Genomic DNA, 13,339 nt, shown 5'->3' with positions numbered 1-13,339 from the left:
AATGGCAATATAATACATCAAATTTATGTCACCTGGACTTACAATAGTGGTGAGGTCAGCTTAAAAAATTTTTTACCTACAAACTCTTGACACAGACCTCAAGCTTTTACCGGTTGCTCAGTGGAAAGGTTTTGCTTATACAATAATGCCGACGTTTGCTTTAAGCTTGGGTTCCATCGCACTGATGGCAAGGCTTATGAGGGCAAGTATGCTCGATGTGGTCAATCAGGACTATATTAAGACTGCAAAGTCCAAAGGCCTTTCACCGACCCAAATAGTATGGAAACATCAAATAAGAAATGCTATTTTGCCGGTGGTTACCGTCCTCGGCCCTGTGACAGCTACACTTCTCACTGGCACATTTGTTATAGAGCAAATTTTTGCGATCCCTGGGCTTGGGAAATTCTACATTTTAGGCATTCAAAACTTAGACTACTCGATGGTGCTTGGGATGACAGTATTTTACGGTCTATTCTTAATTGCAGCGAACTTCATAGTTGACATTATCTACGGTATTATTGACCCGAGGATCAGGATCGCAGGAAAATAGGAGGTGAAGATGATGCAGAATAATGCAGGAGAACTTTCTCCGGAACTTTTTACCCATGTAGGCAAAAATATAAAGGAAATGGAGGCAATAACGAGGCCTAGCATTACCTACTGGCAGGATGCATGGAGAAGGTTAAAGCAAAATAAAGTTGCAATGCTGGGGTTAATAATAATTCTGCTTTATACTTTAATGGCAATAGTTGGACCTTATATGACTCCATACGACTACAGGACTACAAACCCGTCCGAAAGTAACCAGCCGCCATCGGCAAAGCACTGGTTTGGGACGGATTCGCTGGGAAGAGATTTGTGGGCACGCACGTGGATGGGAGCAAGGGTATCCTTAATGATTGGCTTTGTGGCGGCGCTTTTGAACGCGGTAATAGGTGTTTTAGTAGGTGGCATTTCGGGTTATTTTGGGGGTAAAATTGACTTAGTTATAATGAGGTTTGTGGATATCATGTATGCTATTCCGTATATGATAATTGTCATACTGATGATGGTCGTGCTCGGACAGGGTATCATGCCGCTAATCCTGGCACTGGTTGTTGGTGGATGGCTTGGTATGGCAAGGCTTGTCCGCGGACAGATTCTCCAGTTAAAAGAGCAGGAATTCGTGCTGGCAGCGAAAGTACTCGGAGCAAGCCATGCGCGAATAATTTGGAGGCATCTGATACCAAACACGATGGGCGTGATTTTGGTAAACCTCACCATGTCTATACCGGGTGCCATATTCAGCGAGGCTTTCCTGAGCTTTATAGGTCTTGGGGTTGTTCCCCCGCAGTCGAGCTGGGGTCAGCTGGCAGCTTACGGTGCCCAAACTTTCAGAATATATCCGTACCAGCTTTTCATACCTGCATTCTTTATAAGTACAACGATGCTCTCTCTTAATCTCCTTGGTGATGGTTTGAGAGACGCCCTCGATCCGAGACTTCGCAGCTAGATGGGAGGTGGCAGAAGGTGGAAAGACTGCTCGAAGTAAAAGACCTGGAAGTTTCGTTCAAGACCTATGCGGGGGAAGTCAAAGCGGTAAGGGGCGTTTCCTTCCATGTGGACAGGGGGGAAACGGTGGCCGTAGTCGGCGAGTCCGGCTGCGGGAAAAGCGTTACAATGCAGGCTATAATGCGGCTCATACCAATGCCGCCTGGGGTTATTAAAAACGGGACTATTGTCTTTGACGGCAAAGATATAACTAAGCTATCAGAAAAAGAAATGGAACACGTCCGGGGTTCCGAAATCAGCATGGTATTTCAGGACCCCATGACATCTCTGAATCCGACCATGAAGGTTGGCGCCCAGATCGCGGAAGGTCTTATAAAACACCAGAAAATGCACCCCAAGCAGGCAAGGGAAAAGGCCATAGAAATGCTGAAGATGGTGGGCATACCCAATGCGGAAAAACGCGTTGACCAGTACCCCCACGAGTTCAGCGGAGGAATGAGGCAGAGGGCGATGATAGCTATAGCGCTGGCCTGCAACCCCAAACTGCTTATTGCCGATGAGCCGACGACGGCTCTGGACGTCACGATACAGGCGCAGATCCTGGACCTCATGAGGGATCTGCAGAAAAAGTTAAATACGGCTATTATCATAATCACCCATAACCTGGGAGTTGTGGCAAATCTGGCTGAACGTGTGCTGGTCATGTATGCTGGTAAGATAATCGAGCGCGGCAGCCTTGACGATATATTTTACAATCCACGCCACCCCTATACGTGGGGCCTTTTGATGTCGGTGCCAACCCCGGATCTGGACAAGAGTAAAAGGCTGGCATCTATCGATGGCACTCCACCAGACCTCTTTGCTCCTCCGGTGGGCTGCGCCTTCGCAGCCAGGTGCGAATACGCCATGAAGATATGTTACGAAAGGTATCCCGAGGACTTCCCGGTGAGCGACGGCCACAGCGCTGCCTGCTGGCTGCTGCATCCCATGGCTCCAAAAGTTAAACCTCCTATAGGAAAAGGGGTGACTTTATAATGTCGATGGCAGAAAATCCTCTCATTGAAATAAAAAACCTGCAGAAATACTTCAACGTGGGCCGGGGTGCGGTGCTGAAGGCAGTTGACAACGTGAATCTTCAGATAATGGAAGGGGAGACCCTGGGTCTCGTGGGCGAGTCCGGCTGCGGCAAGACTACGTTGGGAAGGACCATAGTAAGGCTTTACGAGCCTACAGGGGGCGAGGTGCTTTTTGAAGGTAAAAACGTGCACAAATTGCAGGGCCAGGAGTTGAGAGAGTTTAACCGCAAGGCCCAGATGATTTTCCAGGACCCTTACGCATCACTGAATCCCAGGATGACCGTGGCCGACATAATAGGCGAGGGCATTGATATCCACGGCCTTTACAAGAACAGAGAGCGTACCGAGAGGATATACGAGCTTTTGAACCTGGTCGGGCTGAACAAGGAGCACGCCAACAGGTTTCCGCACGAGTTTTCCGGCGGGCAAAGGCAAAGAATTGGTATCGCAAGGGCACTCGCCGTGGAACCCAAGTTCATAGTCTGCGACGAGCCTATTTCCGCACTGGACGTCTCGATACAGGCGCAGGTTGTGAACCTGCTCATGGAACTGCAGCAAAAACTCAAGCTTACGTATCTTTTCATAGCCCACGACCTCAGCATGGTGAAGTACGTCTCCGACCGGATAGCGGTCATGTACCTGGGTGTGGTGGTGGAACTCGCGACGTCTGAGGACCTGCACAAAAGCCCACTTCACCCATACACTCAGGCGCTGCTTTCGGCAATCCCGATTCCCGACCCTGAAACCGAAAGGAAGAAGAAGAGGATACTGCTGGAAGGGGATGTGCCGAGTCCCATCAATCCTCCTGAAGGCTGCCGGTTTGCGAAAAGGTGCAGGCACGCAAAGCCCGTATGCACCGAAAAGCAGCCGGAGTTCAAAGAATTGGAGAAAAACCACTTTGTGGCTTGCCACCTTTACTAAAAACTTGATTAATAAAGAGTAAAAACCGGCTGGAATCGATTTTTATACTGCCAGCCGGTTTTTGTTCTACTTCTTATTATTCAGCTTTTTCATGCGGTGAGTTGTTTAGACGGAAAAAATCCCTGCGCTTTATGGCTGCGAGGATATTTTCCCTGGCTTTGGGGAAAATTTGGTCCATCTGGTCGAGGAGTTTTCCCATTTCCTCGCGCTTGGTTGTGCCTGAAGCCGGGCAGGGGCTTTCTATAACCGGCAGGTTTTGAGATCTAGCGATAGACTTTACGGTTTTTTCACTAAGATAAATCAGCGGCCTTATCAAAGTGACATTTTTGCGGGACATGTAAGTTTTTGGTTCGAACGTTTCAAACCGCCCGGTAAAAATGAGATTTAGAAAGAGGGTCTCTATGAGGTCGTCGGCGTGGTGGGCTAGAGCCACTTTGTTGCACCCTAATGCTACAGCGGCGCTGTCCAAAGCACCTCGCCTCATCCTGGAACATAAAGAACATGGATTGGGTTCCTTTCTTATATCGAATACCACCCGGGCTATGTCAGTTTTCACCATTTCGAATGGAATATTCCTTTGCCTGCAGAAATCTATGACCGGAGTAAGGTCCATCTCCCACCCCAGATCCACGTTTACCGCAATTATGTCGAACTTCCAGGGCGAATATTTCCTCAAAAGGTCGAGGATGAAGAGCAGAGCCGACGAATCCTTGCCGCCGGAGACCCCGATAGCAATTTTGTCGCCGTTTTCTATCATGTTGTAATCGATGATGGCTTTTTTGACCCTTGTGAGAAACCATTTTCCGAAGTTTCTGTTCATGCTTACTTCTCCTCGGCTACTTCCTTTACGGCCTTTATGGTCCTTAAAATATCATCTTTTTCTATTCCGTAATGAGTGACGAACCGGACTAAATATCCCGAACCTCCGTTAATTTTTATTCCCTTTTTGAATAGCCTTTTTGCAAACTCACTGGCGTTGATTTTAAGGCCGGATATGTCGCAGATTACGATATTGGTTTGGACCGTTTCCATGTCGATAAAGATGCCCGGAATTGCATTTAAGCCTTCAGCAAGGAGCCTTGCGTTTTCGTGGTCTTCTTTCAGCCTTCCCGCCATCTTTTCCAGGGCGACTATCCCGGCGGCGGCGAGAATCCCGGCCTGGCGCAGTCCACCGCCCAGCATCTTGCGGAATTTTCTCGCCCGCTTAATAAATTCCTTGCTTCCTGCAACGATGGAGCCGACCGGAGCACAAAGACCTTTGGAAAGGCAAAACATCACGCTGTCGGCGTATTTTGCAATTTCCTTTACGGGGACGCCGAGGTAGGTAGCGGCATTGAAGATCCTGGCCCCGTCCATGTGAACCGGGATGCCGTGATTTTGGGCAATTTCGTAGGTCCTTTTCAGAACATCGAGGGGGATCACGGTACCGCCCGCCCTGTTGTGGGTGTTTTCCACGCAGATCAGACTGGTTTTCGGAAAATGTATGTCATCCTCCCTTATGGCGGCCTCTATCTCGGAGGGGTCCATGACGCCCTTTTTCCCCGGGAGGGTCCTGGCCTGCACCCCCGCAAGGTAACCTATGCCGCCCACTTCGTAGGTGAAGATGTGGCTTTTTTCTTCCAAGATAATTTCATCGCCAGGATGGGTGTGGGTCATTATCGATACCTGGTTGCCCTGGGTGCCGCTGGTTACAAACATGGCCGCTTCCTTCCCGGTGATTTCGGCAGCCATTTCCTCCAGCTTTTTTACCGTCGGGTCTTCGCCGTAAACGTCATCCCCCACTTCGGCCCGGTACATGGCCTCGCGCATTTCCTGTGTGGGGAGGGTGACTGTATCGCTTCTTAGGTCTATGAGTTTTTCCATGTCTCTTCCACTTTACTCAAGCTGCGAAAAGCAGCCTGAGGCTGGGCTATTTATTTTCCGCCGTTTAAAAGAGCGCCCACTCCCAGCAGGCGGTATTAAGGCGCTCCTGTCGTCCGCCTTTTAATTATGTATTAATTATGTAGTTATAAATAAATTCTGCACCAAACGCTTAAATCCTGCTTTCTCTTGCAATGGGCGGTACTTTTATGTATAATCAATCAAAAAGATGTTTGGAGGGGTTCTATGAAGAAAAAGGTCCGGGCTTTAATATATGGTTTGGTGCAGGGCGTAGGCCTCAGGTATCAGGTTCAAAAAAAAGCTTCACAGCTTGGGCTTACGGGTTTTGTAAAAAACCTCCCCGACGGTAGCGTAGAGCTGGTGGCCGAAGGGGAAGAGGACCTGATAAATGAGTTGATAGAATACGTAAAAACGGGAATTAGATGGGCGAGGGTCGAAAAAGTAGAACTAGAATGGTCGGAGTGGGAAGGGAAATATCGAAGGTTTGAAATTGCTTTTTAACCGGAAGGTGAAAACAATGAATTTCGAGCAAAGCTCGCTATTCGACGGTGAGATTAAAAAAAGCGCGCCGCTGGCCGACAGGATGCGCCCGAGAAACCTCGATGAATTCGTGGGACAGGACCACCTCTTAGGAAAAGGCAGGATACTTAGAAAATTGATAGAAAGCGACCAGCTCACTTCCATGATACTCTGGGGTCCGCCGGGGGTGGGGAAGACCACCTTGGCCATGCTGATAGCCAATAAAACCGGAGCGAGATTTGTGAATTTCAGCGCCGTGCTTTCGGGGATAAATGAAGTAAAGGACATTATGAAAGAAGCAAGGGAGCGCCGGCGGTACGGACAGAGGACCCTGCTTTTTATAGATGAAATTCACAGGTTTAACAAATCCCAGCAGGACGCTTTCCTGCCCTATGTGGAAAGGGGCGACATAATCCTTATCGGCGCTACCACGGAAAACCCTTCCTTTGAGCTTAATTCCGCACTGCTTTCTCGGGCGAAAGTTTTCGTCCTGAACCCCCTTTCTCCCGATGACCTCATGATATTGCTGAAAAGAGCTCTTTGCGATGAGGAAAGGGGCCTGGGAAATCTGAAAATACAGGTAGAAGACGAACTGCTTTACAAAATAGCGAATTTTGCCAACGGCGATGCTCGGGTTGCCCTGAACACCCTGGAAATCGCTGCTTTGAGTGCGGTGCCCGACGAAAAGGGGATCATTCGGATAACCGAGGAGGTGTTGAAAGAAGCATTTCAGAGGAAGACGCTCCTTTACGATAAAAAGGGAGAGGAACATTACAACCTGATTTCCGCATTCCACAAGTCCCTAAGAAACAGCGACAGCGATGCGGCTTTATACTGGCTTGCCCGGATGTTGGAGGCGGGTGAAGACCCGCTTTATGTGGCAAGGCGCATGATCCGTTTTGCTTCGGAAGATGTAGGCCTTGCGGACCCCAAAGCACTGGAGCAGGCTGTGGCGGCATACCAGGCTGCACATTTTATAGGTATGCCCGAATGCAGCGTGAACCTGGCCCAGGCTGCGGTTTATCTTGCTCTTGCTCCGAAATCCAATTCCCTTTACACCGGATATAATAGGGCAAAAAAAGATGCCCTGGAGACCCTGGCTCAAGGAGTGCCGCTGCACCTCAGGAATGCTCCCACAAAGCTCATGGAAGAACTAGGTTATGGCAGGGGTTATAAATACGCCCACGATTACGAGGACAAAATAGCTGATATGGACTGCCTTCCTGAGAATTTAAAGGGAAAGGAATATTATATCCCAACCGAGCAGGGCATGGAAAAAAGTTTTAAAAATCGGAAGCGTTTTTTGGAGGAATTAAAGAAAAGGCAAAAAAATTTAGGATAATTTATGTTAAATTACAGGAATTTGGAAAGCGTTGAAGAAATAATATAAACATAAACGAAAAAAGGGGGTGCATGACGTGGATGGCAGGACCACCATCAGCGAAAATGTATTCATAGAAGTAGCCCGGGAAGCTATGAAGAAAATCGAGGATGTTTTCCGTGAGGAGAAAAAAGGGGGTCTGTCGGGACTTACCAGGATCTTCGCTGAAAGGTTCGCTCCTCAGATTGCCGTGAAAAAGACCGAGCCGGGTGAAGGAGAGGGGGGACCGGGTACCGTTTCCTTCGAAGTTAAGCTTACGGTGGTCTACGGCGTAAAGATACCCGAAGTGGCGGGCAAGGTGAGGGAAAGGATAATAACCGATGTAGAGGCATTGACCGGCTACAAAGTTGAAAAGGTGGATATAGTGATAGACCGGATTGTAAAACCCGAAGAGGTGCAGCAGGAGGAGAAAAAGGAGAAGCCCTTATAAATGTTAACTTTTCGGAAATTATCTGGCGGCCGGCGGCTAAAGACACCGGCTGCCTTTTTTTGCGAAAATCCCGATTTTTGGTTATTATATTTTATGAGGTGATAGGATGAGAGCCAAAGAAGACCTGAAAAAAATCATCGCAAGGATCAACGGCAAGGGATACAAGGCTTATAAAGAACTACAGGGGGACTACGATTTCGGCGGTTTTGTGCTTTACATAGACCACGTCCAAGGAGACCCATACGCCGCACCCTCGAGGGTAAGGATGCGGGTAGATATGAAGCGGGCCGGCTTTCCGCAAGAGCTCTATAAAACCCCCGTCAGGACCACCGCTCTGGAGGATTTCCTCGCAAGAGAGGTGGCGGCGGTTATCCGAGAACTGCCGCGGGTAAACGGCACGGGAAGAAGCGGAGAGATATACATAGATAAAGGCGGGCAAGAGATTTTAAAGCGTACGGCGGTAAAGGTGTGCCCCGACTACGTAGAGGCGAGGATAAGCATTGGGCTTCCCGCTTTCGGGCGGAGAATCAACGGCAGGGGAGCTGAAACCCTGTTTTTTTTCAAGTTTGCCAGAGATTGCCGAAAAAGGCCTGCTTTACAGGAATATAGATGCTGAACTTGCAAAAAAATGGGTGGAGCTTGCCGAAGACCAGGAATACCTGAGGGAAGAGCTGAAAAAAAGGCGCCTTGTGGCTTTCGTTGCTGACGGTTCAATCCTTCCAAGGGAAAGCGGAATAAGCGACAGGCCCATGAGGGGGGACAAGGTGGTGCCCTTCAAGTCACCAGAAAATCTAAAAGTTTCTTTTGAGCTCCCTAACGCCGGCGTCGTTGAGGGGATGGGCATACCCGAAGGAGTAACCCTCATAGTGGGGGGAGGCTACCACGGGAAGACCACCCTGCTTTCGGCGCTGCAAAGGGGTGTCTACGACCATATCCCCGGCGACGGCAGGGAATTCGTGATAACCGTGAGGGACGCGGTAAAGATCAGGGCCGAAGACGGGCGCCGGGTGGAAAAGGTTGACATAAGCCCGTTTATTGCCAACCTGCCCGACGGGCAGGATACCAGGAAGTTCAGTACCGAAAACGCCAGCGGCAGCACCTCCCAGGCCGCTAACATCATGGAAGCGGTCGAAATAGGAACTAGCCTTCTTTTGCTGGACGAGGATACCTGCGCCACCAATTTTATGATAAGGGATGCGAGAATGCAAAAGCTCGTAGCCAAAGAAAAGGAACCGATTACGCCCTTCATAGACCGGGTCAGGCAGCTTTACGAGGAACTTGGAATTTCAACGGTGCTCGTCATGGGCGGGAGCGGGGACTATTTTGAAGTAGCCGACTGCGTGATAAAGATGCAAGATTACCGGCCGTACGACGTAACGGAAGAAGCCCGTCGGATAGCCGCCGAAATAAAGACCGACCGCAGGGTAGAGAGGACGGAAGGCCCCATCGCGGTAACCCCGAGGGTTATTCTAAAAGAAGGCCTAGAGCTCAGGGGCAAAAAGAAGATAAAATCCAGGGACGTGGATACCCTGCAGTACGGCGGGAAATTCATAGAGATGGATTACGTGGAACAGCTGGTGGATCGCAGCCAGACCAGCGCTGTGGGCGAAATTATAAGGTACGCCGTCGAAAAATACGTGGACGGCAAGAGGACGCTCAAGGAAATCGTGGAAATGGTCTTTGCCGATATAGAAAAATACGGCCTCGATATCGTTTCACCCTTTTACGGGAAACATCCGGGGAACCTTGCAATGCCGAGGCCCCAGGAAGTGGCGGCGGGGCTTAACAGGTACCGGGGGCTCAGGGTGAAATAGAATAAACTTGTCAATACTGCAAACTTGAAAGAGGCAAAAAAGCCTCTTTTTTTTGGCAATTACTACCTAGCACGAAAAGTGCTGCGTCTTTCTTCGGCATTTTCAAGTAAGAAAAATGAATATTAATCATCAAAAAAATTATGCCGGAATATCAAAATAATTAGAGGAATTGTGTATTTTTTAGCGAAAGTATATGAAGAGAGAGTAAAAACATCCGAATCGAAGTGAAAGGCTAAAAAAGAAAATGGCGGTTTTGAAGATCGAAGGTAGTGGGATCTCTTTTAGACAGGAGGCGCTTTAATGAGAAAAATATTTGTGGTGATGTTGCTCGTCGCCTTTATCCTTGCAGGCTGCGGCGCAAAACCAGCTCAAAGGAGCGGTGAGAATCAAACGGCTGCACCCGATTACGGGCAGAACAGCATGGTCGTTCAGGATGCAATAAAAGAGAATCACAAGGGTGCAAGTGAGAACTTATCGGGTACCATTGACAGGAAAATAGTAAAAAACGGCACCCTTCATCTGCAGGTCAACGATTTGAAAAAAACTGAAACGCAGGTTTACGATCTGATTCAAGAGTACGGCGGGTATATCCAGAGTTCTTCAACAAGAAACGAAAACCGGGAAATCTGGAGTGAAATAGTGGTCCGGGTACCACAAGATCGCTTCGAAGAATTTTTCGGAAGGCTTAAACAGCTCGGGAGAGTAAATTACGACAATATTTCCACTCAGGATGTGACCGAAGAGTACATCGACCTTTCGGCAAGGATTAAAGTCCTGAAAGCGCAGGAAGAAAGGCTTATAAGCCTGTTGGGCAAAGCAGAAAAAATAGAGGATTTATTGAGGATAGAGAATGAGCTTTCCAGATTGAGAAGCGAGATTGAGCGGCTTCAGGGAAGAATAAACTATCTCGACAGGGCCACCGGTTATTCCACGATTAATATCAGAATAAATCAGCCGGTGACGGCTTATCCCGAGACCGGGAATGCAATGGGGAGTATTCTTTATAGACTGAAAGACGGATGGATATCGTTTTTCAATTTATTGATCGCAGCAGTAGAAACTCTGGCGTGGCTTTCGCCATACATCATACTTGCGGGTATTTCCGCAGTTGTATATTTGAAATATAAAAAGAAAAATACCGGCAAGGGTGCATAAATAATATATCAGGTGGTATAAAAAGCAGCATACAATCCGAAATAGGGTGGCACCATAAGCCCCTTGGGTTCTCCTGGTACAAAAAAATTCTATGTAAAGTGGACATATGATGTAAGCAATGGGCATGATCTTTATTGGGGTGGAATAAAAACAAAAACCTTGGATTTGGAGTATTATTCATATAAAAACTAAAATGCTATATTTGATGAGGTGTGGCATTAATGAACAAAAATTTTTTCATAATTATGTTAATAGTTATCTCTATTCTATTAGGCTTTTTTGCTTATAATCAAAGACAGGAGAACATAAAATATGAAAATTTATTTTCCGATAAACTATATACAACGATGTATTTACTATCTTCCTCAATACTCAGTAATAATGAAATTCTCCAATCAGGTTTTAGCAAAAAGTATTTTACCGAATCGGAAGTTGATCAGCTTATTTATAATTACGCTAATATTATTAACTATTCTCAGGAAGCAAATTATTTTGTTAGAACCTTGGGTAGAGCAAAGTCCTCACAAATAAATGATTATACAGCATATATAGCCGAGAGAATTCAGTATTACTTACTGAATATAAAAAGGCATGCAAACGGCAATTATTCTGTTTCTTTAAATGAGGATAATACAGAGCTGTTTCAATATGCAAAAGAAGTAAGTGAACTCTGGACGTCAGTTATCAATAACACTATAGAAGGTAAAAGTCCAGAAGAGCTAGGAAACATACATGATAATTATTGGGTTGAAACTATGTTAGAATTGTCCCGTCATTCTAAAAATCAAAGTCATCATTTTCGTAATTTTTAAGACCTTTGCCAGCTACATATTGATGAAATAAAACTCCCGCAGGGGCTTCCACCGCAGGACCCAAAAGATTGCAAATTCTTTTACGGAAACGTGGGAACCGGTAAAACCCATCTTACCACCGCCATAAGCCCCTTGTCGTTTAAAGACCGGGGGGTTTTATCTTTATAGATACCGGGTTAGGAGGCGATGTTATGAAAATAATCAATGTAAAGACCTCAGTGAGGACCCAGATGGTGGATATAACCTCGGAAGTCCGGAGGGCCATAACGGAATCGGGGGTGAAGGACGGGCTGTGCTTTGTCTTCGTACCCCACACCACGGCAGGAATAACCATAAACGAAAACGCCGATGATGATGTAAAAATCGATATAGTAAACGCCCTGAACAGGCTGATCCCCCAAAGGGGTGACTACAGGCACGTCGAGGGAAACTCTGATGCCCATATAAAGGCGACTCTTGTGGGAAGCTCGGTAGTTTTAGCGATAGAAGACGGAAGGCCAGTTTTAGGCACCTGGCAGGGTGTGCTTTTCTGCGAATTCGACGGACCAAGGAAGAGGAAGGTGATTGTCAAGTGTGTGAACTCTGAGACTTCGAAAAGGTAGCTCTATACCTGGTATATTGCATGTTGAGGAAAACTTTTTATTCATTTGGAGGGAGATTATAAAGATGCATGACATTCTTAAGGTTACAAAAGAGTGTCGTGAAATCTTTATATCCTACGGTAAAGCATTTAGTCAAGGAGTGGATCCCAAAATAAAAAAAATAAAAAAACTAAAAAAAGTGTTGAATGATGAATCGGTTCATGTTAAAAAAACTCAATATAAGGCGATAATATCTATCTTAGAGAGTATGATACAGAATAATTTAGTTTATAGTGGATTAATTAAGATAGGTTATTTTTTGATACTATGTGATATCGAGGGGTATGTGATAAAGCTGATACATGATGATCATTTAACAGACTTATTTTAAAGAAATAAATCTTGTTGAAGGAGCGAGTTTAAAATTAGAAGATAGCGGAACAAATGCGATTAATCTAGCTATGGAGTACAAAGTGCAGGTAGAAATATGCGGAGAAGATCATTATTGTGAATTATTTAAAAATTGGTATTCTACTGCAATGCCTATAATGGATTATAATGATACAACCATAGTAGCGTATCTTAACCTGTCATGTTTAATTGAACAAAATATTAATAACCAGGGTTTGGTCTTAAAGAATATTGTGAATCAACTAGAAAAGAGGTTATTGCTAAGTTGGGAAAATAATTATAGGCAAGGAAAACTAACTTATACGGATAAAATAATATTATCTTATCTAGCACGTGGTTATACAAGAAAATCTATTTGTGAATTAGTAAATAAATCCGAAAGTTCATTAAAAAGGCGTTTATATAAACTTTACGATGTATTCAATTCAGATAACGATGTAACTTTAGTCTTAAACGCCATAAAAGCTGGGGTAATAGATCTAGATGGGAATATACTGTAGTATTATAGGCGGCCAAATCGTATAGCATTTTCTATTAAATTTGACAAAAATCGACTAAAAAAACGGACTACTTAGTATATTTACAAATTTTACAAGATGGCATAGAATAAAAATGAAACATAACTGAGTGTGGATAGTAAACTGCAGAGAGGAGGGTGGAAAATGTAATATTAATTTGGGATAGGAACTATTTTTAGAATCAATTTTTTCTACTTAACTAAACATAATACATGGTAATATATGCTCTCGTCAAGAAGAGAAAAATTTATGGTCTGTGTCAAGAGTTTGTAGGTAAAAAATTTTTTAAGCTGACCTCACCACTATTGTAAGTCCAGGTGACATAAATTTGATGTATTATATTGCCATT

At 45.8% G+C, this 13,339-nt stretch carries 13 protein-coding genes and 2 pseudogenes; 13 read left to right on the top strand and 2 right to left on the bottom strand.

Annotated elements, in window-relative coordinates; all coding sequences use genetic code 11:
- Positions 1 to 97: 97 nt before the first annotated feature.
- The 4 genes and pseudogenes from AN618_RS11490 to AN618_RS11475 form a co-directional block, all read left to right on the top strand.
- A pseudogene (locus AN618_RS11490) lies at positions 98 to 550 on the top strand (ABC transporter permease); the annotation flags it as partial.
- 9 nt (positions 551 to 559) lie between these two features.
- Positions 560 to 1,492: an ABC transporter permease gene (locus AN618_RS11485; protein ID WP_066355275.1), complete on the top strand. Its 933-nt coding sequence runs from the start codon at positions 560 to 562 to the stop codon at positions 1,490 to 1,492.
- 17 nt (positions 1,493 to 1,509) lie between these two features.
- On the top strand, positions 1,510 to 2,526 hold the full coding sequence (locus tag AN618_RS11480; protein WP_066355274.1) for an ABC transporter ATP-binding protein: 1,017 nt from the start codon (positions 1,510 to 1,512) through the stop codon (positions 2,524 to 2,526).
- 5 nt (positions 2,527 to 2,531) lie between these two features.
- A complete protein-coding gene (locus AN618_RS11475; RefSeq protein ID WP_066355278.1) occupies positions 2,532 to 3,488 on the top strand; it encodes an ABC transporter ATP-binding protein in 957 nt (318 codons plus the stop codon).
- 76 nt (positions 3,489 to 3,564) lie between these two features.
- Here AN618_RS11475 and AN618_RS11470 read toward each other — a convergent pair whose 3' ends face one another.
- Entirely contained in the window at positions 3,565 to 4,308 is a 744-nt protein-coding gene (locus AN618_RS11470) for a tRNA lysidine(34) synthetase (RefSeq protein WP_066355273.1), read from the bottom strand.
- A gap of 2 nt (positions 4,309 to 4,310) precedes the next feature.
- A complete protein-coding gene (ltaE, locus tag AN618_RS11465; RefSeq protein ID WP_066355271.1) occupies positions 4,311 to 5,351 on the bottom strand; it encodes a low-specificity L-threonine aldolase in 1,041 nt (346 codons plus the stop codon).
- A gap of 243 nt (positions 5,352 to 5,594) precedes the next feature.
- Between ltaE and AN618_RS11460 the strand changes: the two genes are divergently transcribed.
- The 9 genes and pseudogenes from AN618_RS11460 to AN618_RS11420 all read left to right on the top strand — a co-directional run bounded on the left by AN618_RS11460 (position 5,595) and on the right by AN618_RS11420 (position 12,972).
- Entirely contained in the window at positions 5,595 to 5,870 is a 276-nt protein-coding gene (locus tag AN618_RS11460) for an acylphosphatase (protein ID WP_066355268.1), read from the top strand.
- A gap of 16 nt (positions 5,871 to 5,886) precedes the next feature.
- Positions 5,887 to 7,230 (top strand): replication-associated recombination protein A, encoded by a 1,344-nt coding sequence (locus tag AN618_RS11455; RefSeq protein ID WP_066355276.1) that lies wholly within the window; start codon positions 5,887 to 5,889, stop codon positions 7,228 to 7,230.
- Positions 7,231 to 7,306: 76 nt separating this feature from the next.
- Positions 7,307 to 7,699 carry an Asp23/Gls24 family envelope stress response protein gene (locus tag AN618_RS11450; RefSeq protein ID WP_066355266.1) on the top strand — a complete coding sequence of 131 codons (393 nt, stop codon included), beginning with the start codon at positions 7,307 to 7,309 and terminating at the stop codon, positions 7,697 to 7,699.
- Positions 7,700 to 7,805: 106 nt separating this feature from the next.
- A pseudogene (locus AN618_RS11445) lies at positions 7,806 to 9,513 on the top strand (ABC-ATPase domain-containing protein).
- A gap of 300 nt (positions 9,514 to 9,813) precedes the next feature.
- On the top strand, positions 9,814 to 10,668 hold the full coding sequence (locus AN618_RS11440) for a DUF4349 domain-containing protein (RefSeq protein ID WP_066355265.1): 855 nt from the start codon (positions 9,814 to 9,816) through the stop codon (positions 10,666 to 10,668).
- Between the two features lie 245 nt (positions 10,669 to 10,913).
- Positions 10,914 to 11,480, top strand: a complete 567-nt coding sequence (locus AN618_RS11435) for a hypothetical protein (protein ID WP_187694932.1) — start codon at positions 10,914 to 10,916, stop codon at positions 11,478 to 11,480.
- A gap of 191 nt (positions 11,481 to 11,671) precedes the next feature.
- Entirely contained in the window at positions 11,672 to 12,082 is a 411-nt protein-coding gene (locus tag AN618_RS11430) for a secondary thiamine-phosphate synthase enzyme YjbQ (protein WP_066355256.1), read from the top strand.
- Positions 12,083 to 12,146: 64 nt separating this feature from the next.
- Complete coding sequence (locus AN618_RS11425) at positions 12,147 to 12,452, top strand: hypothetical protein (protein WP_066355254.1); 306 nt, start codon at positions 12,147 to 12,149, stop codon at positions 12,450 to 12,452.
- Between the two features lie 70 nt (positions 12,453 to 12,522).
- Positions 12,523 to 12,972, top strand: coding sequence for a helix-turn-helix transcriptional regulator (locus AN618_RS11420; protein WP_157081742.1), 450 nt, complete (start codon positions 12,523 to 12,525; stop codon positions 12,970 to 12,972).
- Positions 12,973 to 13,339: the final 367 nt, after the last annotated feature.

The sequence above is a fragment of the Fervidicola ferrireducens genome, assembly GCF_001562425.1.
GTDB classification, from domain to species: domain Bacteria; phylum Bacillota; class Thermosediminibacteria; order Thermosediminibacterales; family Thermosediminibacteraceae; genus Fervidicola; species Fervidicola ferrireducens.
The sequence above is the reverse complement of the archived record's forward strand: the minus strand, read 5'-3'. Positions and strand labels throughout refer to the sequence as shown.